18 protein-coding genes are annotated in these 22152 nt (G+C 59.6%); 7 read left to right on the forward strand and 11 right to left on the reverse strand.

From position 1 onward, the window contains the following. Positions 1 to 181 precede the first annotated feature (181 nt). The 4 genes from uvrB to BW09_RS00020 all read right to left on the reverse strand — a co-directional run bounded on the left by uvrB (position 182) and on the right by BW09_RS00020 (position 5800). Positions 182 to 2293: an excinuclease ABC subunit UvrB gene (uvrB, locus tag BW09_RS00005; RefSeq protein WP_044088525.1), complete on the reverse strand. Its 2112-nt coding sequence runs from the start codon at positions 2291 to 2293 to the stop codon at positions 182 to 184. A gap of 73 nt (positions 2294 to 2366) precedes the next feature. Next, entirely contained in the window at positions 2367 to 2987 is a 621-nt protein-coding gene (gene coaE, locus BW09_RS00010; RefSeq protein ID WP_044088526.1) for a dephospho-CoA kinase, read from the reverse strand. Between the two features lie 206 nt (positions 2988 to 3193). Continuing rightward, positions 3194 to 4669, reverse strand: coding sequence for a 30S ribosomal protein S1 (gene rpsA / locus BW09_RS00015; RefSeq protein WP_033890373.1), 1476 nt, complete (start codon positions 4667 to 4669; stop codon positions 3194 to 3196). Positions 4670 to 4924: 255 nt separating this feature from the next. After that, the gene (locus BW09_RS00020) at positions 4925 to 5800 is read right to left on the reverse strand and encodes a bifunctional methylenetetrahydrofolate dehydrogenase/methenyltetrahydrofolate cyclohydrolase (protein WP_140462468.1); all 876 of its coding nucleotides are present in this window, start codon (positions 5798 to 5800) and stop codon (positions 4925 to 4927) included. Between the two features lie 111 nt (positions 5801 to 5911). Between BW09_RS00020 and BW09_RS00025 the strand changes: the two genes are divergently transcribed. From BW09_RS00025 to BW09_RS00035, 3 genes are read left to right on the forward strand one after another with little or no spacing between them, the layout of a single operon-like run. Beyond that, positions 5912 to 7168 carry a metal ABC transporter solute-binding protein, Zn/Mn family gene (locus tag BW09_RS00025; RefSeq protein ID WP_044088529.1) on the forward strand — a complete coding sequence of 419 codons (1257 nt, stop codon included), beginning with the start codon at positions 5912 to 5914 and terminating at the stop codon, positions 7166 to 7168. A 41-nt stretch (positions 7169 to 7209) separates the two neighbouring features. Further along, the gene (locus BW09_RS00030; RefSeq protein WP_044088530.1) at positions 7210 to 8112 is read left to right on the forward strand and encodes an ABC transporter ATP-binding protein; all 903 of its coding nucleotides are present in this window, start codon (positions 7210 to 7212) and stop codon (positions 8110 to 8112) included. Further along, entirely contained in the window at positions 8112 to 8948 is an 837-nt protein-coding gene (locus BW09_RS00035) for a metal ABC transporter permease (protein WP_044088531.1), read from the forward strand. The genes BW09_RS00030 and BW09_RS00035 overlap by 1 nt, the downstream gene beginning before the upstream one ends. Before the next feature lie 39 nt (positions 8949 to 8987). On the opposite strand, the gene ispF is transcribed toward BW09_RS00035, so the two are convergent. Beyond that, positions 8988 to 9500: a 2-C-methyl-D-erythritol 2,4-cyclodiphosphate synthase gene (gene ispF, locus BW09_RS00040; protein ID WP_044088703.1), complete on the reverse strand. Its 513-nt coding sequence runs from the start codon at positions 9498 to 9500 to the stop codon at positions 8988 to 8990. 175 nt (positions 9501 to 9675) lie between these two features. Next, positions 9676 to 10269, reverse strand: coding sequence for a CarD family transcriptional regulator (locus tag BW09_RS00045; RefSeq protein ID WP_044088533.1), 594 nt, complete (start codon positions 10267 to 10269; stop codon positions 9676 to 9678). Positions 10270 to 10447: 178 nt separating this feature from the next. Between BW09_RS00045 and glgB the strand changes: the two genes are divergently transcribed. Genes glgB through BW09_RS00060 form a run of 3 tightly spaced genes read left to right on the forward strand, consistent with a single transcriptional unit; the run spans position 10448 to position 14535 of the window. Next, entirely contained in the window at positions 10448 to 12700 is a 2253-nt protein-coding gene (gene glgB / locus BW09_RS00050; RefSeq protein WP_140462470.1) for a 1,4-alpha-glucan branching protein GlgB, read from the forward strand. 30 nt (positions 12701 to 12730) lie between these two features. Continuing rightward, entirely contained in the window at positions 12731 to 13453 is a 723-nt protein-coding gene (locus BW09_RS00055) for a response regulator transcription factor (protein WP_044088535.1), read from the forward strand. Continuing rightward, positions 13453 to 14535 carry a cell wall metabolism sensor histidine kinase WalK gene (locus BW09_RS00060; protein ID WP_044088536.1) on the forward strand — a complete coding sequence of 361 codons (1083 nt, stop codon included), beginning with the start codon at positions 13453 to 13455 and terminating at the stop codon, positions 14533 to 14535. Before BW09_RS00055 ends, BW09_RS00060 begins: the two co-directional genes overlap by 1 nt. On the opposite strand, the gene BW09_RS00065 is transcribed toward BW09_RS00060, so the two are convergent. Next, complete coding sequence (locus tag BW09_RS00065) at positions 14510 to 15250, reverse strand: ComF family protein (protein ID WP_044088704.1); 741 nt, start codon at positions 15248 to 15250, stop codon at positions 14510 to 14512. The two genes, BW09_RS00060 and BW09_RS00065, sit on opposite strands and share 26 nt — an antisense overlap. A gap of 86 nt (positions 15251 to 15336) precedes the next feature. After that, positions 15337 to 16140, reverse strand: a complete 804-nt coding sequence (locus BW09_RS00070) for an HAD-IIB family hydrolase (protein ID WP_044088537.1) — start codon at positions 16138 to 16140, stop codon at positions 15337 to 15339. An 86-nt stretch (positions 16141 to 16226) separates the two neighbouring features. Here BW09_RS00070 and BW09_RS00075 point away from each other — a divergent pair, with 86 nt between their 5' ends. Then, entirely contained in the window at positions 16227 to 16655 is a 429-nt protein-coding gene (locus tag BW09_RS00075; protein ID WP_044088538.1) for a metallopeptidase family protein, read from the forward strand. A 98-nt stretch (positions 16656 to 16753) separates the two neighbouring features. Here the strand turns inward: BW09_RS00075 and BW09_RS00080 are convergent, their stop codons facing one another. The 3 genes from BW09_RS00080 to BW09_RS00090 all read right to left on the reverse strand — a co-directional run bounded on the left by BW09_RS00080 (position 16754) and on the right by BW09_RS00090 (position 21817). Beyond that, entirely contained in the window at positions 16754 to 18295 is a 1542-nt protein-coding gene (locus tag BW09_RS00080; protein WP_044088540.1) for a DUF5719 family protein, read from the reverse strand. Then, the gene (locus BW09_RS00085) at positions 18292 to 21393 is read right to left on the reverse strand and encodes a glycosyltransferase family 2 protein (RefSeq protein WP_140464553.1); all 3102 of its coding nucleotides are present in this window, start codon (positions 21391 to 21393) and stop codon (positions 18292 to 18294) included. Before BW09_RS00085 ends, BW09_RS00080 begins: the two co-directional genes overlap by 4 nt. A gap of 124 nt (positions 21394 to 21517) precedes the next feature. Further along, positions 21518 to 21817, reverse strand: coding sequence for a WhiB family transcriptional regulator (locus tag BW09_RS00090; protein ID WP_044088543.1), 300 nt, complete (start codon positions 21815 to 21817; stop codon positions 21518 to 21520). Positions 21818 to 22152: the final 335 nt, after the last annotated feature.

Below are 22152 nucleotides of genomic sequence, written 5' to 3' on the forward strand. Positions count from 1 at the left end.
CCGCTCACGCCCCGCAAAAAACGCCAACCTTCGGTTGACCATACATCAGCTCACTGTCGTTCGCCTTCGCCTAAAAACGCCTCTGGCGTTTTCTTCACGGCTCAGCCACGGAGGCTCACTTATTCGCCTCCGCAACTCGTGCGACGCTCGCGACGCTACCGCTGCTCGCTGCTACGGAGGCTCACTTATTCGCCTCCGTCATCTGACGCAGTTCCTTTTTGAGGTCGCGGATCTCATCGCGCAGGCGCGCGGCGAGCTCGAACTGCAGCTGTTCGGCGGCGGTGTGCATCTGTTCGGAAAGCTGGCGAATCAAATCGGCAAGATCCTGGGCCGGCAATCCGGCCTTGAGGATCTCCTCATGCCGCTTATCCGCCTCTTCGGCATTCATGGTCGGCACACCGAGATGCGTATTGCCTGCCTTGCCGGCATTGCGGTACCCGCCTTCAAGCAGCGTCTGCGTATCCACATCCTCTTTGGCGAGCATGTCGTTGACATCACTGATCTTCTTGATCAGCGGCTTCGGATCGATGCCGTGAGCCTTGTTGTAGGCGATCTGCTTGGCACGACGACGGTCGGTTTCGTCAATGGCCTTGCGCATGGCGTCGGTGGTCTCGTCGGCGTACATGATCACGGTGCCGGATACGTTACGCGCGGCACGTCCTATGGTCTGAATCAGGGAACGGTAGGAACGCAGGAACCCTTCCTTGTCGGCATCCAGAATCGCCACCAACGAGACCTCGGGCAGGTCGAGGCCCTCCCTCAGCAAGTTGATGCCGACGATGACATCGATCTTGCCTTCGCGCAGCATGCGCAGCAGCTCCACGCGGCGCAGAGTATCGACGTCCGAATGCAGATACTCCACTTTGATGCCGCGTTCCAATAGGTAATCTGTCAGGTCCTCGGCCATTTTCTTGGTCAGGGTGGTGACCAGGGCGCGCTCGTTCCTCGCCACGCGGTCCTTGATCTCCGCCAGCAGATCGTCGATCTGTCCTTCCACTGGGCGCACATCGATCTTGGGATCCAGCAATCCGGTCGGACGGATGATCTGTTCCACCACGCCATCGGAAAGCCCGAGCTCATAATCACCGGGCGTCGCCGACAGATAGACCGTCTGACCGACGCGATCGAGGAATTCCGGCCATTTCAGAGGCCGGTTGTCCATGGCCGAAGGCAAGCGGAACCCATGTTCCACCAGCGTGCGTTTACGTGACGCATCCCCTTCGTACATCGCTCCAATCTGCGGGACGGTGACATGGGATTCGTCGATGACCAGCAGGAAATCATCGGGGAAGAAATCCAGCAGGGTATGCGGCGGCGTGCCCGGGGCGCGCCCGTCGAAATGTCTTGAGTAGTTTTCTACTCCCGAACAGACGCCCACCTGTGTCAGCATTTCCAGGTCATACGTAGTGCGCATGTTGAGACGCTGCGCCTCCAGTTCCTTGCCCTGCTTGTGCAGTTCGGCCAGACGCTCATCCAGTTCCTCACGGATGGTCTTCAGCGCACGCTCCATGCGTTCCGGTCCTGCGACATAGTGGGATGCCGGGAAGATGTGCACTTCCTGTTCTTCGGCTATCTCATCGCCGGTCAGGGGGTGCAGCGTGGAGATGCGGTCGATCTCATCGCCGAAGAATTCGATGCGGACCGCCAGCTCCTCATAGACAGGGATGATCTCGACGGTATCACCTCGCACACGGAAGGTGCCACGCGTGAACGCAATGTCGTTACGCTTGTATTGCATGGCGACGAATCTGCGCAGCAGATCATCGCGATTGATCTCCTGCCCGACCTTGAGCAGCAGCATGCGCCCGGCATATTCCTCGGGCGTACCAAGGCCATAGATGCAGGAAACCGTGGCCACCACCACGCAGTCACGGCGGGTCAGCAGGTTCGCAGTGGCCTGATGACGCAGGCGTTCCACATCATCATTGATGTTGGAGTCCTTTTCAATGTAGGTATCGGTCTGGGGAATATAGGCTTCCGGCTGGTAATAATCGTAGTAGGAGACGAAATAGCTGACTGCGTTGTCCGGCATAAGCTCACGGAACTCCGCGCATAGCTGGGCGGCGAGCGTCTTGTTCGGCTCGATGATAAGGGTCGGGCGTTGCAGTCGCTCAATCAGCCATGCGGTCGTGGCGGTCTTGCCGGTACCGGTGGCGCCCATGAGCACGACGTCGTTCTCACCGTTTTCAATGCGCTCAGCCAATTCCTCGATGGCTTGGGGCTGATCGCCCGCGGGCTTGTAGGGTGATTTGACGACGAAAGGCCTGTCGGCACGCTCGATATTGAATCCCATGAGGCCATATCATACGCAAGCATGCGCATCGGCGACTATTCGACACCGTCCGACAGTCAAGATCGACAAGGGGCTATGCAGCCGCTCCATCCAATTCTGCAAGGAAACCTTGATATACCTCATTGACCTGATCCATCATCCTTGCCATCGGCTGGACGGAGTCGATGACGATGTCCGCGATCGCACGTCGCTCTTCCTCACTGGACTGGTGACGGATGCGCGCCTCTGCCTGTTCTAGGCTCATGCCTCGTTCCTCGGTCATACGTTCAAGGCGCAGACAGACCGGCGCTTCCACGGTGATGATGTGGTCGAAGCTGAACGGAATGGTGTCGATCACCTCTGCGAGCAACGGCACATCATGCACGATAATTCGCGCCTCTGGGTGCAGCTGTTCGGCAAGCGAGGCTTCAGCATAAATCAGGGGATGCTCGATGGCGTCCAGACGAGCGCGGGCATCCGGCTGAGCATCCTTGCCGAACACATGGTCAGCCATCCAGGAACGGTTCAAAGTGCCGTCCGCGTTCAAAACAGCCGAACCGAACTCCACCTCGATACGAGGCAATGCCACTCCCCCTGGTCTGACCACGTCATGGGCCAGCGCATCGTAGTCGATAAGCAATGCACCCAGTTCGCTCAGCCTCGCGGCCACGGTGCTTTTGCCCGCCGCGATGCCACCAGTCAATCCTATTCTCATAGACGCTATGCTAATACGCGATGCACTATTCCGGGGCCACGATGGGAGAATCCATGCACGGTGAAACATCCATGCGCATGAGAAGTGTGAAGGCTCCTGCAGCCAAACGTGTGGGACGTGCGAGCGGGCACATACAAGAAAACCCGACCACTATGGGTCGGGCTTCCTTATGAGCTAGGCGCTAGCAGCCTTGCTGTAAAGCGAACTCACTTGCCAAGCAGCTGGTCGCGCAGGGCGGCGAGCTGGTCGGAATCAGCGAGCGTACCGGTGGCCGGAGCGGCGGAAGAGTAGTTGGAGGTCTCCTCGACCGGCTTCTCTTCCTTCTGGCCCTGACCGTCGGCGGCAGCGGACTCGGCAGCGTTGGCCAGTTCCTTGGCCACGAACTCCTTGTGCTCCTCCCAGAGCTCGTGGGCGGCAGCATACTGGGATTCCCATTCCTCGCGCTGCTTCTCGTAACCGGCGATCCACTCGTTGGTGTTCGGGTCGAAGCCTTCAGGGTACTTGTAGTTGCCCTGCTCGTCGTACTCGGCCGGCATGCCGTAGATGGCCGGATCGAAGTCCTCGGAAGCCGGGTCGACGGAGTCGTTGGCCTGCTTGAGGGACAGGGAGATGCGGCGACGATCGAGATCGACGTCGATCACCTTGACGAACACGGTCTCGCCCGGCTTGACCACGGTCTCCGGGTTCTCGACGTGACGGTTGGCGAGCTCGGAGATGTGCACCAGGCCCTCGATGCCGTCCTCGACGGAGATGAAGACACCGAACTGGACGATCTTGGTGACCTTGCCCTTGACGATCTGGCCAGGAACGTGGGTGCGTGCGAAGCGCTGCCACGGGTCTTCCTGAGTGGCCTTGAGGGACAGGGAGATGCGCTCACGATCGAGATCGACGTCGAGCACCTCGACGGTGACCTTGTCGCCGACCTTGACGACCTCGGACGGGTGGTCGATGTGCTTCCAAGACAGCTCGGAAACGTGGATCAGGCCGTCAACACCGCCCAGATCGACGAAGGCGCCGAAGTTGACGATGGAGGACACCACGCCCTCACGGATCTGGCCCTTCTTGAGCTGGGACAGGAAGGTCTCGCGAACTTCGGACTGGGTCTCCTCGAGGTACTGGCGACGGGAGAGCACCACGTTGTTGCGGTTCTTGTCGAGCTCGAGGATCTTGGCCTTGATCTTCTGACCGATGTACGGGGACAGGTCGCGGACGCGACGCATCTCGACCAGGGAGGCCGGCAGGAAGCCACGCAGACCGATGTCCACGATAAGGCCGCCCTTGACGGCTTCGATGACGGTGCCCTCAACAACGCCGTCAGCTTCCTTGATCTTCTCGATGTCGCCCCAGGCACGCTCGTACTGAGCACGCTTCTTAGAAAGAATCAGACGGCCTTCCTTGTCTTCCTTGGTGACGACAAGGGCCTCAATCTGGTCGCCGACCTCGACGACTTCGTCAGGATCAACGTCCTTCTTGATGGAAAGTTCGCGGGAGGGAATCACACCCTCGGTCTTGTAGCCGATATCCAGGAGGACCTCGTCGTGATCGATCTTGACGACGGTACCTTCGACCAGATCACCATCGTCGAAGTTCTTGATGGTGGAATCGACTGCCTTGATGAAGTCCTCTTCGGTGCCGATGTCGTTGATGGCGACCTTGGTGACTTCAGTGTTGTTCTCTGCCATGTAATTAATGGTTTCTCATAGAATGGATGGATAGTTACTCGATATTCAGTTATTCGCACGCCTTTACAGACATACAAATGTTCAGAGTACAGGCATCTCTAGCCAAAAATCCTCGATAGTATCAAGCGTGTCGCAGTATTGGGCGCGTTGACCGTGAGGTTGGGATGTTCTGTTGCCGGGCGTAAAGCTTGGCCCGAGCGGCCTGGAGCGCTCCCGGCAACAGAACATCACAGCCTGCACAAGGTCATTTCTCAGCTATAGGGAGCGCTCTGCCATTTCCACCACGTTGGCGAGCAGCATCGCGCGGGTCATGGGGCCCACACCACCGGGGTTGGGCGTGTAGGCGGAAGCCTTCTCATAGCATGCGGGGTCCACGTCGCCCTTGATGCGGTATCGACCGGCTTCCTCGTCGAAGACGCGACTGACGCCGACGTCGACCAGCACCGCCCCCTCCTTTATCTTGTCGGGAGTGACAAAACCGGCCTGTCCCATGGCCGCCACAATCACGTCGGCACGCCTCATGTGGTCGGCCACGTCCTTGGTGCCGGTATGGCACAGCGTCACCGTGGCGTTCACCGCATTGCGCGTCAGCATCAGTCCGATGGTGCGCCCGATGGTGATGCCTCGCCCCAGCACGCACACCTCCTTGCCGTTGAGGTCGATGTCATAGGCCTTCAGCAATTCGATGACGCCTCGCGGCGTGCAGGGCAACGGCGTGGTGATTTCGCTGCGGACATGCAGCACAAGCTCACCCAGGTTGTACGGGTGCATGCCGTCCGCATCCTTGGCCGGATCGATCATGTCGATGATGGCGTTCTCATCAATGCCCTTGGGCAGTGGAAGCTGAACAATGAAACCGTTGCACGCCGGGTCGGCGTTGAGTTCCCTGACCGCTGCCGCGATCTGATCGAAATCGGCGTCGGCCGGCAGGTCCTTCCGTACCGAACGGATACCGATTTCCTGACAATCCGCATGCTTGCCGGCCACGTATTTGACCGACCCGGGATCCTCCCCCACCAGCACGGTGCCGAGTCCGGGAACCACACCCTGCGCCGCAAGTCGCGCGACACGCTTCGAAAGATCGGCCTTGATTTCGCCAGCGACCTTCTTGCCGTCGATCCTCATAGTCATCTGAAGCCCTTCCACGATTATTTCGGTGAATAAATGAACTGTATCGAAACGATAGGCTATCGTTGAAACAAGTCATACATGTATCGTCCACGCACGAAAAGAAGGCGCGTTATGGGGACTCGATTCGCACGACTTACGCGATACGCGGCAGCAGGCATCAGCGCCGTCATGCTGTTGGCTGCAGCAGCATGCGGTTCGCAACCGTCTGCGGCCCCCGGTTCCGGCGATTCATCCACCGACATCGACAAACAGGCGACAGGACCGATCACCGTGGTGTCGTCCATCAACCAGTGGGGTTCGCTGGCCGCCGAGCTCGGCGGCGATGACGTGAAGGTCACCTCCATCGTGAATTCCACCAACGTCGATGCGCATGATTTCGAGCCGAAGACCTCCGACGTGGCCAAGTTGTCCAAAGCGCAGGTAGTGGTGGCCAACGGCGCAGGATATGATTCCTGGGCGACCAAATCTCTGGGACAAGGTTCGAACCTGGTATCCGCGGCTTCGGTGGTGGGAGCCACGGACGGCGACAACCCGCATCTATGGTTCTCCAAAGACGCGCGCACCGGCATGGCCGAGGCGATCACCGAGGCGTATATCAAGGCCCTTCCAAGCAAGAAGAAGGATTTCGAACAGCGGCTGGCGACATGGAAGCAAGGGGAGCAATCCTTGGAGCAATGGGTGGATGATTTCACCAAACACCATACGAAGAAGGTCGCCTACGCGGCGACGGAACCCGTGGCGTATTACCTGATGTCCGATCTGGGGTTCGAGGACATCACACCGAAAGGCTATACGCAATCCACCGCGTCAGGCGGCGAAGTCGCCCCAGCCGACCTGCAATCGTTCCAGAAGCTCCTCGAGGACGGAAAAGCCGACGTGCTCGTCAACAACACACAGGAATCCAGCGACGCCACGAACATGATCACCGGCACCGCTGGCCGCGCAGACGTACCGGTGGTGGACATCTCCGAGCAGATGCCCGAGGACGTCAACGCGCTGAACGACTGGATCAACCAACTCGTCAATACGATTATCGACGCCGTGGACCCCAGCTATGGCTGCGAATCTGACACTGAAAACGGCTCCGGTGACGGCGGCTCCTCCGAAGACGCATCGAGCTCCGACTCCGGGAGCGCCAACACCACCGAATCCGATTCCAACGGCACATCATCCAGCGATGATTCAAACGGCAGCGCAGCCTCCGCAGACGGCGAATCATCGAATGATTCCGGTGATGACGCCCCGACGTATCTGCGCGAATGCAAGGCGTCATCCGACGCAGCTGGCGGCAGCGGCATCTCGAAGGATGGTGCAAACTCTGCTGATGCATCAGCCGACGACGCCCAACCCGACCCGAATAAGCAGTAATTGAGAACGATTGTCAGCATCATTTGCCACAATCAGTGGCTATGAGCAAGAACCCCGACTGCATCGTCTTTGACGACGCCGCCATCACACGTGGCGACCATGTCATCTGGCAACACGGCACCTTCAGCATCCCCTACGGTTCGGTCACAGCCATCGTGGGCACCAACGGCGCCGGCAAAACCACCATGATGAAAGCGGAATTGGGGCTGCTTCCCCTGTCCCACGGCAGCGTCACTGTACTAGGCAAGCCGGCAGGCCAAGCAAACAAACGCATCGGATACGTACCGCAAAGCTATGTTTCCAACGTCGATTCCAATCTCACCGCCGAACAATCGGTACTGCTCGGTCTGACCGGCACACGATTCGGCATCCATCTGGTGACACGGGAGGAACGCGACAAAGCCCGACAGGCCATGGAATTCACCGGCATCGCAGACAAGGCGCAATACCGTCTTTCCGAATTGTCAGGCGGTCTTCGCCAGCGCGTGGCCATAGCGCAAGCGCTGGTGAGCGACCCTCAGCTCCTCATGCTTGACGAGCCGCTGGCCAATCTCGACCTAGCCAGCCAGCGGGCCGCCGTTCATGTGCTCGCGCGCCTCAACAAAGAACTGGGCATGACCATCCAGGTGGTGGCCCACGATCTCAACATGCTGTTGCCGATCATGACCGGCGCAGTCTACCTGCTCGACGGACACCCGCATTACGCGGATATGGGCAAGGTGCTTGACTCCGACCTGCTCACGCATCTGTACGGCACGCAGGTGCAGGTAGTGACCACACCACAGGGCGATATGTTCGTGACCCCGACACCGGATGAGCCGGATACCCAGATGCAGGACATGCATACGGCCACCGAAGTGGCGCAAATGCATCATCATGATCACGGCTCCCTGCATGATCGAACGGCAGTCGACGCTTCGGCTGCCGGAAAGGACGGCAAGTGATGGGTGATATCAATTTCGCATTCGACCCCGATTGGATGAGCACGCTCACGGCTCCATTCATGACCAATGCCTTCGTCGCCGGCCTGTTCATCGCCCTGGCGGCAGGAGTGATGGGGTATTTCACCATCGCACGCCACTCCACATTCGCAGCCCATGCGCTCGCCCACATCGGTCTGCCGGGCGCCACAGGCGCCGTGCTGTTCGGACTGCCCGTTTCGTTGGGCATGGGCGTGTTCGCCTTAGGCGGCGCACTCGTCATCGGCGCACTCGGCAAACGCATCTCCGAGCGTGAGATCGCCACCGGTACGGTACTGGCGTTCGCGACCGGCCTCGGCCTGTTCTTCGCCCGACTGTCCAGCTCCGCATCGCAGCAGATGCAATCCATCCTTTTCGGTTCGATTCTGACCATCACCAAGGATCAGATCATCGGTTTCATGGTGTTCGACGCATTGCTGCTGATACTGCTGGCTGTCATCTACCGACCATTGCTGTTCAGCTCGCTCGACGAGCAGGTGGCCCAGGCCAAAGGCGTGCCGATCGGACTGATGAACGTGGCGTTCATGGCCATCATGGCTGGTGTCATCACCATCGCCGTGCCCGCCGTGGGGACATTGCTGATCTTCGCGCTCGTCATCACACCAGCGGCCACGGCCAACATCCTGGCGGGATCGCCGTTCAAGGCGATGGTCATCGCCAGTCTGCTGTGCCTGGTCTCGATATGGCTTGGACTGGTGCTTTCGGCAATGTTCCCCGCTCCCCCGAGCTTCATCATCGTGACGCTTTCCACCCTGTTCTGGGCCATCGCCAGGGCCGCATACGCCCTCAAAGCACACTGACCCCTTATACAGCCCGCTCAGCGAGCAAACGGTGTCGCATCATCCCTCATCGCCAGCGCATCTGACCAGAGCGCTGGCGATGGCGGCAATGCCTTCACCTCGGCCGGTGAAGCCCATATGATCGGTGGTGGTGGCAGTCACAGAGACACGGCAACCGACAGCTTCGGACAGCACTGTCTCGGCTTCGATGCGACGGGTACTGACCTTCGGACGATTGCCGATGATGGCCACCGATGCGGAGCATGGTTCATACCCATGTGCGCGCATGAAGGCCACGGTCTCGTGAAGCATGTCACGACCATGCATACCGGCTCCATGAGCGGCTGCCCCCACACCGAACAGTGAGCCTATGTCGCCAAGACCACTTGCGGAAAGCAACGCATCAATCAGGGCATGGGCGGCGACATCGCCATCGGAATCGCCTTCGATGCCTTCATAGTGGGCGGGATCGACACCTTGAGGCACAGGCCAGAACAGCCCCGCCAGCCACAGCGGACGCGAGGAGCCGGCAACTGCGAAGCGATGCGCGTCGAACCCTTGGCCTATCAGCATGCCATCATCCATATGATCTCTCCGATCGCCACGACGTGGCCTCAGTCATCATCGTTGTCCACACGCATCATGGCTGAAGCCGACAGAGCCCTATAGAGAACGCCTTGCTTACGCAAAACGCCTCATATATGCAGAACGCCCCGGCCCCCATCAACGGGCCAAGGCGCTGCTGTCATTACTTCTTCTTGGACTTCTTTTCCGCAGCCACCCGAGCGAGCGTGTCAGCAGCAGCCTCCTCAGGCTCCTCGGTATGGTGCTTCTCATCGCCGGGTTGTGCAGGCTCGTAACCCAGATTCACATCGAGCAGACGCTGCGCCTCCGGTTCGTCGATCTTTTCGGAAAGGGCGATTTCGGATGTCAGGATGGCTCGAGCCTTGGTCAGCATTCGCTTCTCGCCGGCGGACAAACCATGCTCGTCCACATCACGCTGCGCAAGGTCACGCACCACTTCGGCGATTTTGTTGACATCACCGGTGGCGATCTTCTCGACGTTCAGCTTGTAGCGGCGGGACCAGTTCATCTCTTTCTCGATGATCGGCGTACGCAGGATCTCAAACACCTTCGCCACCTCGGAGGCGGAGACGATGTCGCGCACACCGACCTTTTTCGCATTGTCGACCGGCACATTGATGACCAGGCCATCAGAAGACAATACGGACAGCTGCAGGTATTCACGGGTCACACCTTTGACCGTCCGCTCGGTGATGGCCTCCACTTTTGCTGCACCATGACGTGGATAAACGACCATATCGCCGACTTTATAAGACATGAATCCTCCGAGAACTGACGGCTCACACACAAAAACTCGAATAATTGTGCCATCTGGCATGGACTGCGACGCTGATAGCGTTCACAATATGTACGACACGCGAGCAACAGCAGAATTTCGCCGCATTTGCCGCGTTAATACGGCGTTTTACGCGCTGACACACGTAGACTTTGGGGGCATGGATACTGAAACCAAGATCAACGAAGATACCATCACCGTGCCTGTCGCCGAAAGCGACCTCGACGCCGTGAGCAATGGCGAGTTCTACAACCCGCACGAGATTCTCGGTGGGCACCTCGGCATCGGCAAGCATGCCGACACCGTGACCATCCGTGTTCTGCGCCCCTCGGCCAAAACCGTCGCCATCAACACCCAGGACGGTGATTACGTCATGCACCACGAGCACAACGGCGTATTCGTGGTGACGCTACCCGCAGCAGGAGACGCCAAGCATCCGGCAGTTCCCGACTACCGCATACGCACCGAATGGGAGAACGGCGAGGTCGTCATCGACGATGACCCCTATCGCTATCTGCCCACGCTCGGCGACATGGACACCTACCTGTTCGGCGAAGGTCGCCATGAACGATTGTGGGAGGCGCTGGGCGCCCATGTGCTCCGCTATGACGACCCGATGGGCGATACCCGGGGCGTCGTCGGCGAACAGCTGGTCGGCACTTCATTCTCCGTATGGGCGCCGAATGCGCATGCCGTGCGCGTGGTCGGCGACTTCAACGGCTGGAACGGACGACTTCACGCCATGCGTGAGCTGGGTTCCTCCGGCGTATGGGAGCTCTTCATTCCCGGCATCGGCGCAGGCGAACGCTACAAGTTCCAGATTCTCAACGCCAACCATCAGTGGGAGATGAAGGCCGATCCGATGGAGCGTCAGCATGAGGTTCCGCCGAACACGGCATCCATCGTGACCGACTCGCATTATCAGTGGAACGATGATGCATGGCTGGCCAAGCGTCGCGCCTCCGATCCGACCAGCGGCCCGGTCTCCATCTACGAGGTCCATGCCGCCAGCTGGAAGGAAGGACTGACATACCGGGATCTGGCCAAGCAGCTCGTAGACTACGTCAAACAAGAGGGATACACGCATGTCGAGTTCATGCCCCTCGCCCAGCATCCGTTCTCCGGCTCCTGGGGATACCAGGTCACCGGATACTACGCCGTGGATTCCCGCCTCGGCTCCCCGGATGATTTCCGCTATCTGGTGGACAAGTTCCATCAGGCCGGTATCGGCGTGATCATGGACTGGGTGCCCGCCCACTTCCCGAAGGACGGTTTCGCGCTCGGCCGCTTCGACGGCACGCCGCTGTATGAGGATCCGGACCCGTTGCGCGGCGAGCATCCCGACTGGGGCACCTATGTCTTCAACTTCGGCCGCCGTGAAGTGCGGAACTACCTCGTGGCCAACGCCCTCTTCTGGCTGGAGGAACTGCACATCGACGCCCTCCGCGTGGATGCCGTCAGCTCGATGCTCTACCTCGACTACAGCCGCGAACCCGGTCAGTGGAGGCCGAACATCTATGGCGGACGCGAAAATCTCGAAGCCATCGACTTCCTCAAGGAGGCCACGGCCACTGCATACAAGAACAACCCCGGCATCATGATGATCGCCGAGGAGTCCACCGCGTGGCCGGGCATCACCGCCCCCACCAGCGCAGGCGGCATCGGATTCGGGCTCAAATGGAACATGGGCTGGATGCACGACACCCTTGAGTATCTGCATGAGGAGCCTATCAACCGCAAATGGCATCACAATGAGATCACCTTCTCGATGGTGTACGCCTATTCGGAGCATTACGTGCTGCCCATCAGCCATGATGAGGTGGTCTACGGCAAAGGCTCCGTCTACGGGAAGATGCCGGGCGACGGCTGGCAGAAACTGGCCGGCGTGCGCTCCCTGTTCGCCTACCAATGGGCACACCCGGGCAAGAAGCTGTCCTTCATGGGCAATGAGCTGGCGCAATGGGGCGAATGGAACCACGACGCCTCCATCGACTGGGATTGCCTCAACTGGCAGGAGCATCGCCAGATTCAGCATTTCGTCAGCGACCTCAATGCCTTCTACAAGGCGAATCCGGCACTGTGGAGCCAGGATTTCGATCCGGCTGGCTTCCAGTGGCTCACCAGTGACGATGCCGATCACAACACGCTGAGCTTCCTGCGCATCGGCTCCAAGGGGGAGACTCTGGCCGTAGTGGTCAACTTCTCCGGAGAGGCATGGTCCGATTATCAGGTGGCTCTGCCCACCGGCGGCAAGTGGACAGAGGTATTCACCACGGACGACGCCCAATACGGAGGGTCCGATATCCACAACGGCACGTTCGAGGCAGAGAAGGGCGAATACCATTCCCGCCCGTTCTCCGCGAAAATCACCGTACCTGCATTGGGGGTTGTATTCTTGAAGCCAGAAGACTGAACTAGCCATCAGGCTGAAAGGTAACTGTTTATGCTCAATACCACAGCACGTCAGAACACTGCTGCGCGCACGGTGCTGGTGGTGGAGGACGAACCGACGCTCGCCACCGCCATCGCCCAGCGCATCACCGCCGAAGGCTGGAGCGCACGCGTTGCCGGTGACGGCGCCTCGGCAGTGCAGGCGGCCTCGCAGCTCAGACCGGATCTGGTCATCATGGACATCATGCTGCCGGTGATGGATGGGCTCGAGGCAACCAAGCGCATTGTCGCCGAACGCCCGGTGCCGGTGTTGATCCTCACCGCACGCGATGACGAAACCGACAAGGTCATAGGGCTGGGTGCCGGCGCGGACGATTACATGACCAAGCCATTCTCCATGCGCGAGCTCATCGCCCGTTGCAAGGCATTGCTTCGCCGTGTGGAACGCGCCAAGGTAATCGCCAAGAACGCCGAGAACGAGAAGATCCTCGATTTCGGCGCCATGATTATCGATCCGGCGCAACGCATCGTCACACTGAACGGCGAACAGGTGCATCTGACCCCCACCGAGTTCGATCTGCTTGCCACACTGGCGCGCAGACCGAAGTCCGTGCTCACCCGCGAAAAGCTTCTTGAGGAGGTATGGGACTGGGTGGACGCGTCCGGCACGCGAACCGTGGACAGCCATGTCAAGGCGCTGCGTCACAAGCTCGGCGCAGATATGATTCGTACGGTGCACGGCGTGGGATACGCATTCGAACCTCCGACCGAGTGATGACACCGACTGCGAAACGCAAGCAATCCCGGCTTGGCGTCATAGGCGTCAAGCCGGTTGATTTGTTCTCCTCGTTGAAGCTGGAACTCAGCGCGCTCATAGTATGCGCCACCGCCATCGCTTTCATAATGTGCTGGTTCCTGCTGAAATACGGCTGGTCCGGTTGGATTGCCATGCCATTGACCTTGGTGGTGGCCCTGGGCATCACCTATTTCTTCTCACGTGGCATCACCGCTCCCCTGCGTCAGATGCGTGACGTGGCCGAGTCAATGGCCGACGGCGATTACACGGTGCGGGTGACCATCGATCCCGACCGGCATGATGAAGTGGGACAGCTGGCGCGCTCCTTCAACGAAATGGCCGAAGAGCTCGAGCATGCCGATAAGATGCGCCTTGACATGATCGCCAATGTCAGCCATGAGCTGCGCACTCCTGTCTCCGCACTGCAAGCCATGGTCGAAAATATGGCCGATGGCGTCACGGAACCCACTCCGGCCAATATGGAAAGCATCCTCACACAGACCCAGCGTCTGTCCGATCTCATCGCATTCCTGCTAGACCTGAGCCGTATGGAGGCGGGGGCCGCAAGCCTGAACATCGAACGGTTCAACGTCGCGCAGTTCCTGGATGAAACCATCGAACCTTTGGAAATCACCGATGGCGGGCATGCGCATGATATCCAGCTGCATGTGAACCCGGATATCACGATGGAAGGCGATCAGGATCGTCTCCGCCAGCTGTTCACCAATATCATCGCCAATGCCCTCAAGCATTCCCCGGATGGTACCACCGTGCTGATCGATGCACATGAGGATGCCAACAACGGCACCATCGTGACCAATGTCGTGAATTTCGGTTCTCAGATTCCCCCGGAGGATCGGTCCGCCATCTTCCGTCGCTTCGTCAAAGGCAAGTCCGGCCCCGGCACCGAATCCGGCGGTACCGGACTCGGTCTTTCCATCGCCCGGTGGGCCGCCCAACTGCACGGCGGCAACGTCAAGGTCGTCGACGACGACCGTGGGGCTGATTTCGAAATCACGCTGCCCAAATATCACATCAGCGAAGATCGAAATCCCGCATGACCGCGGATGCGAGCGTCAGTGCACCGACCACGTTCGCTCCCCCGAGTTCCAGAGCCTTCACGCATTGGCGCAACGTGGCTCCGGTGGTGATGATGTCATCCACCAGCACCACCGGGGCTTCCCGTTGCAACGCCTTTTCCCGAATCACGATTCGGCCTCCGATGCGCTTCGCGCGTTGCGCGGATGATGTCTGTTGCACGGAACGGCCACCGGACGCGTTGCTGGTCAATAGGGGTGACACTTCCGCCCGGATCCCCTGTGCACGCAACGACCTGGCCACCGCACGAGCCAAAGGCAAGGTATGCCTGCGTCCACGTCTGCGCATCGATTGCAATGACGATGGCGCAGGGACCACCAGCAGCGGCCTGTCTGCCGGGCATCGACCAGCCACTGCGGCACGAACCGTCAGCATATCCATGATGCCAGCGAACACGGCGTCAAGCTCCACATCATCATGATCCTTCCATTCCAGAATCGCATGTCGAACAGTGCCTTGATACACGGCAGCCGACCAGACCGGAACGCCTCTGGTATCCGGCGCTCCCCCGAGCGTAGCGCCACCTATGAGCTCGCGGCGCCGGCATTGGGCGAACAGCGCGGCACACTGCGGGCATAATACGGCATCAGGCCGGTCACAGCCGGCGCATCCGCGGGGAAACAGCAGATCGCGCACCGTTCGCCATGATCGATTCACCAGGCTGCCGGCATAGGACATGTATGGCGAGGCATGTGCCACCCCATCATTGTCGGCATGAATCATGCATGCCGCCGGCGTCTGCGGCCCGTTCATGGGATCGGCCCTTACGATTGCGCCGGTATTCTGGCCAACAGCGCATCCAGCAGTCCCAAGGCATCCTCGGGATTACGCACCTTCACCCCGACCGCACCTGCCTCGACTGCAGGGTAATCGTTCCCCTCCGGCGTCATGCGGTCGCCGACGAAGACGATGCTCGACACCGGAATGTCAAGCAGACCGGCGATGGTGCGAACCGCATAGGACTTGTCGATGCCATGCTCACTGACGTCCACACTGGAGTATCCTCCCGCACGAACTTTCAGATCAGGGAAATCCTGTTTGACCAGCGCGGCCAATGCCTGTTTTCTGCTGTCGTCAGGATCCCATTGCCGTTTGGCCGCTACTGGGGCGTACTGGCCCAGCGCCGAGAACGTGATCTGGCTTCCTCGGTTCTCGATGCGTGGCCCCCATACCCGGTCCTCCCATAGATCGAGTTCCTTCGCGTGTCGTTCAAAGCTGGATGTGATGGCCTTCGCCACCGGCTCATCCAGATCGTGCGCGTAGATCAGGGTCCACTCGTTGCCGCGCCAACGATAATACCGGGAGCCTGAAGTGGGCATGACGTGAAGATTGTCCCGATTGGCTCGATCATTGAGCACATCCAACACCTGCATGGTCACTACAGCCATGCTGCCACCAGAAATAAGAGCCACCTGGCAACGGGCGGTGAGTTCGCTGAATCGTTCCACCATGGCAGGTTCCATCGGCTGCTTGGAACTGGCCAGCGTATTATCCAGGTCGAATCCGAAGAGGTGCGCCTGCGCGCAAAGTTCATCCAAATCAAGTTCGGTCCACGATTGCACAGGCATTCGTCGTGCCCTCCTCGCTGACGAGATTGCTATCACTGCACCAATCCTAGCGCATGTTGCCTTCGCCTTGTCCTATGGTGGAATACATGCTTCAGCCACCATGGAACGCCAGAGTCTACCGCAACCGTCATGGACGGGGCACGCGCACCCCGATGTTCGGCATTCGTATGCCGCGATACCGTACGCGTACCGGCATGTTCGACGATATGGTGGCGGCGCAGATCCGCCGATTGAATGACGCATGGCCCGAGCTGATCCGTCCATTGCAATTCGCGGTGGAAGACGTGCCGCCATCTGATCCGGTTCCCTGGCAGATCGAACCGAACCTGACGTCGCAGTGTTTCCCGGCATCGCATGGGATTCCCGCACGCGTGATGCTGTACCGCATGCCTCTCCAGACGGAGGCGCCGACCAAGCTGGAATTGCAGCTGGCCATCCGTGATGAAGTGGTTTCACGCGTTGCGGAACTCTATGGTCGCCGCCCGGAGGAAATAGACCCCGATTGGGGTCTGTAATCGCTCATCTGAAGCCGCATGCATCCTGTCCGACACCCTGTCCGGCGAGCGAATTCCGTTCCACGCCGGCTATCATCGTCCGATAATCACCAAAATGATCACCGGACGATGCCCGCGTTGCTGTGCGCCCAGACATGGGCGGTCATCGGCATCAACGACACGGATTCCACCGACGAGATGCCTGCAATCTTCCCGTCACCGAGTTCGTCACGGGTAAGACGAGCGTTCCACGCCACCTTGTGCGAATCGTCGGTCATCATGAAAATCGTGGCCGAGGAGCCATCCTTGTTGAAATCCTTGGCTGCAATGCGTTCTGCGGAATTCGCGCCGATGGTGATGTCCTTGCTGTCCAACGCGTCGCCATCGGCGTTGTACGCATGCACAGTTACCGTCTGTTCGAGGTTCGAGGTGTTCGCCACCGTCAATGTCGCGGTCACCCCATCAGGCACGACGACACCGGAACGGCGTACAGGAGCGGCGGCGTTCACCAGCGCGAAATCCGTCTGCTGTCCGTCGCCGGCGCGGACAGTCTTGATGCTCATCGCCAACTTGTCTTCCGCAGTGGACATCACACCCAGCGCCCCATCAGGAGCCTTCCCCAAATCCACGACACTCACCTGCCCATCAGTCAGGGTCGCCTTTTCTGCCTGTACCAGACCATGCGAGGTGATCCAAGACAGTTCGGTGGCAGTATCCGCATGGGTGTACAGGTAGGCGGTCACCTCATCCCCCGCTTCCACCGAAGGTGATACGGAGGCATTCGACATGCCTGACAGCGGCAATGCGAAATCGGAACCTTTCGACGTCAACCCATCCATGGTGACGGTTCGCACCACAGCGGCGATGGGGGTCTCCTTGCTGGATACCGTGACATACAGACCATCCTGGTCGGAAACCGCGGCGGACAGATCCAGCGAGGCCTCGCCTCCCGCCGGCACCGATAGCGCGGATTGCGTGGACAACGCCAGCTTCCCTGATTGGTGAGAACCCCAGATCGCCAGATCCACCGATGTCGGCTTCGTGGAGGGATTGGCGACGATGAGCTGCTGCGTGGTTCCTGTCATACTGCCGGTCAACAGGAACGACTGGCTCAGTGATGTAGGTATGCATGACGCGGCGGACACGCCTTTGAGATCGCCATCATCCGCCCAGGATGCAATGGTACCTGTGCTTCCCGTTCCTTCGGCAGCCTGCAGCATGCGGGTATCCATAAGAGCAGAATCCGTCACCTGCTGTGCGCCGGTCTTCACATCGGCGTCATCGGTGAGATCACGGTCTTTCAGCGTCACATCACTTGTGCTGGCGCTTCCCCCGAATGCGGACACCATCGAGGTGTACACGGAGCCGAACGCGGCGTACCTTGCCTGGGTGCTCAGATTGCCGACCGAGGATTGGAACGCGCTGTCGCCGTAGGTACCCGTGTCGGCCAAGCCCATGGGAGCGGGGCAATAGAGTTCGGATTGAGTGGGACTCACTGATTGGTCTATGGCGTCGTCGGTGGCGGCGACCGTATCCGTCCAGGATTGCGGGCCGGGAATCACGAACAGTGCCGTCAATGCCGCCACGAGCAGAATGGTGGTGATGACGCCGAGCACGATATTGGTGACGTGTCTTGCGCCCGAAGTGATGCGTCTGCTCATGCTGCTTCCTCCTCCAATCCGGACGACAGTTTCCTCCTCGGAACAGCGACCAGGCAATAGATGACCATAATCACACCGAGACAAATGAGCCACGCATGGCGCCAGACGCTTTGCTGCGTTCGTCTTTGCCAGGATGTATCCACGTTCTGCGTGTCGGTGTTCTGCAGAGTCAGACGATAATAGCTGCCCTGTTCCGTGGCGACCAATGACTGGGTGCCATTGGATGCGGCGATGTTGGCGCTCAGTTGCTCATAGGGGGAACCTGCCGTTTCCGCCTGTCCGTTGGCAGCCACGTAGATGCCGCCAAAACCGAGGTCGCTGATCGTCTGGATGGCCTGGGCATCAGGATTGGCAAGCAATGACGCACCCGCTTGGGCGAGTTTCGTGTCGATGTCATCGTGGGAGCCGTCAAGCAACCGGACTCGGGTGATCGGCGAACTGTCGATAAGATCACCCCTCGAGGTACGCATCACCGAATAATCGATGGAGTTACGGGTCGGCGCGCTGATGGCCAGTACACGATGGTCGGCACCGGATGCCAGATAATCGACGGTCACCATGGGAAGGCCCGATCGGGACATCTCAAGCCCCTCATCACTATGGCGTTCGAAGCCATACCAACATTGAATCACCACACACGCAGCAAGCACCACAGCGAGTACGAGACGCCCGGCCACCACATATCGTCCAACACGGCCGGCATCGTATCGCGCATCAAGATGCTCGGCGGAGACATGCAACGGATGGAACCGTTTCACGGCGCCGCCCGCGACCAGGCAGGCGCATGAGAGGAAGCCCATGATCATCAGTATGATACCAGGCTCGGCAGAGCCCGCCACTACGCCATCGGCATCCACCGCGATGGCGATGCGGCTGGACACCATGGCCAGCGCGGCACCGCAGACGACGAGCACCCACATCAGGCGGGATGTCCGCAAGGCGAACGGCAGCACCAGTGCGATGACGGCCAACAGCGTGACGACGATGAACAGAGCGGCCAACGCGATATCAGCCGGTTTCCCGGACATGGGGTCCCACCCCAGCGCACGCTGCGTCGAAGAGAACAGACTCAGTGCGGCGGGCGATCCATTCGCCTCAGTGGTCGGCAGCATGATGTCGCCGAACACCTGACGCCACGCACCTTCGTGCGCATATCGAATCGAATTGACCAGAGTCGGGGCGACGGCGAAGGCCGCAGGCACCGGAATGAGCAGCAGAGCCAGACGTTTGCGCTTGACGAACAGCAGGAACGCGACGAATGCGACTACCAACGCCAGCAACAATTGCGGTTCCGCAGCGATGACCGGCACAAAGCACAACGACGAGATGGCGGCCGCCTGCACGGACGTGCGAGGCTTCAGCGGATCCTCGGTATGGTACATGCCCACCGCGCGGAACACGAAGGCGAACGCCGCAGGCAAAAACACCAGAACCGTGAGCATCGGCAGATTCGCTTGCGCATACCATCCGAACATCACGCCGGTTGAGGCCCACAGCAATCCGCCCAGAACACGAACCACATCGGACCGGGTGAAAATGCCGGCCAACGCCCAGAACGACAGTGCGCTCAACGGCGCCGCGGTGAACAGTATGACCGACAGGGCCGCAGCCACATGGCCGGCGGTCACGACCGAAACCGCCATCAACACCAACAGCCACGGCGTGGGAGGCGCAGGAACACCCGATCCCGAACCGAACACCCACGGCGTCGTGGCGGACTGGACCAGCTGACGGAAGCTGGCGCCAGTGGGCAGCAGCCGATTCGAAGCCAACGAGCCGTCCGAGAACACCTGTCTGAATACCGGCCAATACGCCACCATGACAGTCAGGAAACACACCAGGGCCATGCCTGCAGCAGCAGCCCACCGTTGAGCCAGACGCATCCGCAGATGCGCGCGTTCCAATGGGCTGAGCAGCACCATGTTCTTCTGGGCCTCAAAGGCGTCACGGCGGTCGTGAAACTGCTTGATCTGCCTGCGATCGGCCTGGAGGACGCGCAGCGAGGCCATGGACACGCTGCTCTGCCGGGAGACCAGCCTCCGGGAACGGACCGCTCCCGGAATGGCGGTCAACGCGAGCCACGGCAGGCACAGCTGGACTAAAGCCTCATACGGCTTCTTGCGGAACAGCATGGCGATGGCCATACCGAAACCGCATATCAGGCGCCACAGCCACAACACGATCCACAACGACATGCCGACATCGGTATACAGATAACGTTGCTGCGTACGCGCCACTCCCATGACAGGGCCGCGGGTACGCGCATGTTCCAATGGTTCGCCTCCGCGCGTACGGATACCCTCGAACCGTGCACGACGATGCGCGATCTCCGCTTGCGGCACAACGACCACGCGCCCGCCGCCCAGACAAATACGACGGCAGAAATCAATCGATTCGCCGTACGTGGTGTGCCACGGGTTGATGCCGAACCGTTTGTATTCGTCAAAAGACACCAGAGCACCGGCCAGGGATACCGCGAACACATCCCGCCGGCCATCATATTGCTCCTGATCGGGTTCGCCATCCACCACCAGGGAATGCACGGCATGCGAGCCGGCATACATACCGACGTCATGCAGGTGCCCGCCTTCCCAATCGCACTGCTTGCATCCCAGGATGCTCGCCCCGGGCGTGTTTCGCCAGGCTTCCAGCAGATGCTCCAGGCATACGGCGTCCGACGGACGTGAATCATCATGGAGCAGCCATAAGGCGCGCGTCGAAACATCCAGTTCCGCGGCTTTGACGGCTTTGCTCACCGCATCGCCGAAGGAACGGGCCCCATTGGCCTTCACAATCTGGATGCTCACCTGTTTCGCCTGCGGCACTTCGAGCACAGGGCCCGAAGGCGATGGAATCACCTCAAACGAGGTCTTCAACGACTGGCCAGTGCGTCCGGTGGCTTCCGCGATAACAATGACGCCAGGCAATACGCTCTGAATCAGCAGCGAATGAAGAGTCGCCTCAAGAAACCGCGTGTCATCCTCCACCGTGACCACGGCCGCCACCCCGGCATCCACATCCTGTCGATGCGTGTATGGTCGCGCAGCCATGGCATTGGCCAATGCATTATGGATATCGTCATTCGCTGTTGGACTCATAAACCCCCAGTGTACGCAACAACCTTGAAAGGGACGTGTGCACACACGTCCCTACACGCGTTCGGCATGTGCCTCATGTTTCCCGCATGGCCCATGTGGCACATGGCGTGAACCATATATACGCCTACGCCTGCTCCCTATGCTCTTTTTTGTACCGTCGGCGTTCGCGCTCGCTCATGCCACCCCAGATGCCGAACCGCTCATCATGCTCGATGGCCCACTTCAGGCACTGCTCACGCACCTCACATTTGGCGCATACACGCTTGGCATCACGCGTGGATCCGCCTTTTTCCGGAAAGAATGCCTCAGGATCGGTCTGCGCACACAACGCTTTGTGCTGCCAAGAGACATCGCCATCGGGTCGGAACAGTCCCCACAGATTCTGCATCGGCTCATCGGAGGAATCGTCGATCACACCCCACATGCGATCCTCCCTGCCCCTGATGTTTTCATACGCCTAAATTACACACATGATACTTGAATTTTGTCAAATTCCATCTCGTGTCAATACCTGTGTTCACCCAATGATGTGCTATAAGAACATGTGCCCATGGCGGGCGAATATGCATCACATCATTCGTCCGCCATCGTCGGATAGACCATGTATGTGCCGTTACTGGGGAGGAACGACATCCCCCCGCCGCCATAGGCATAAGCTGTGCCAAAGTGTCAACAGACACGTGACAATATCAGGAGGATTTTGCATGACGCAGGAATCAGGTGAAGCGGGGCAGCACGTCAATCCGCCAAGCTTCGCCC

The sequence above is a fragment of the Bifidobacterium sp. UTCIF-1 genome (assembly GCF_006408915.1).
GTDB lineage: Bacteria > Actinomycetota > Actinomycetes > Actinomycetales > Bifidobacteriaceae > Bifidobacterium > Bifidobacterium reuteri.

What these genes read in the sequence shown, in the direction of transcription:
- BW09_RS00020 (WP_140462468.1), bottom strand. Translation starts at nt 5,800, where the DNA reads ATGACTATGAGGATCGACGGCAAGAAGGTCGCTGGCGAAATCAAGGCC.
- BW09_RS00065 (WP_044088704.1), bottom strand. Translation starts at nt 15,250, where the DNA reads ATGTCCTATGCCGGCAGCCTGGTGAATCGATCATGGCGAACGGTGCGC.
- ispF (WP_044088703.1), bottom strand. Translation starts at nt 9,500, where the DNA reads ATGCTGATAGGCCAAGGGTTCGACGCGCATCGCTTCGCAGTTGCCGGC.
- BW09_RS00085 (WP_140464553.1), bottom strand. Translation starts at nt 21,393, where the DNA reads ATGAGTCCAACAGCGAATGACGATATCCATAATGCATTGGCCAATGCC.
- BW09_RS00055 (WP_044088535.1), top strand. Translation starts at nt 12,731, where the DNA reads ATGCTCAATACCACAGCACGTCAGAACACTGCTGCGCGCACGGTGCTG.
- BW09_RS00030 (WP_044088530.1), top strand. Translation starts at nt 7,210, where the DNA reads ATGAGCAAGAACCCCGACTGCATCGTCTTTGACGACGCCGCCATCACA.
- rpsA (WP_033890373.1), bottom strand. Translation starts at nt 4,669, where the DNA reads ATGGCAGAGAACAACACTGAAGTCACCAAGGTCGCCATCAACGACATC.
- BW09_RS00035 (WP_044088531.1), top strand. Translation starts at nt 8,112, where the DNA reads ATGGGTGATATCAATTTCGCATTCGACCCCGATTGGATGAGCACGCTC.
- BW09_RS00070 (WP_044088537.1), bottom strand. Translation starts at nt 16,140, where the DNA reads ATGCCTGTGCAATCGTGGACCGAACTTGATTTGGATGAACTTTGCGCG.
- BW09_RS00060 (WP_044088536.1), top strand. Translation starts at nt 13,453, where the DNA reads ATGACACCGACTGCGAAACGCAAGCAATCCCGGCTTGGCGTCATAGGC.
- BW09_RS00075 (WP_044088538.1), top strand. Translation starts at nt 16,227, where the DNA reads ATGCTTCAGCCACCATGGAACGCCAGAGTCTACCGCAACCGTCATGGA.
- BW09_RS00090 (WP_044088543.1), bottom strand. Translation starts at nt 21,817, where the DNA reads ATGTGGGGTGTGATCGACGATTCCTCCGATGAGCCGATGCAGAATCTG.
- BW09_RS00025 (WP_044088529.1), top strand. Translation starts at nt 5,912, where the DNA reads ATGGGGACTCGATTCGCACGACTTACGCGATACGCGGCAGCAGGCATC.
- coaE (WP_044088526.1), bottom strand. Translation starts at nt 2,987, where the DNA reads ATGAGAATAGGATTGACTGGTGGCATCGCGGCGGGCAAAAGCACCGTG.
- glgB (WP_140462470.1), top strand. Translation starts at nt 10,448, where the DNA reads ATGGATACTGAAACCAAGATCAACGAAGATACCATCACCGTGCCTGTC.
- BW09_RS00080 (WP_044088540.1), bottom strand. Translation starts at nt 18,295, where the DNA reads ATGAGCAGACGCATCACTTCGGGCGCAAGACACGTCACCAATATCGTG.
- uvrB (WP_044088525.1), bottom strand. Translation starts at nt 2,293, where the DNA reads ATGGGATTCAATATCGAGCGTGCCGACAGGCCTTTCGTCGTCAAATCA.
- BW09_RS00045 (WP_044088533.1), bottom strand. Translation starts at nt 10,269, where the DNA reads ATGTCTTATAAAGTCGGCGATATGGTCGTTTATCCACGTCATGGTGCA.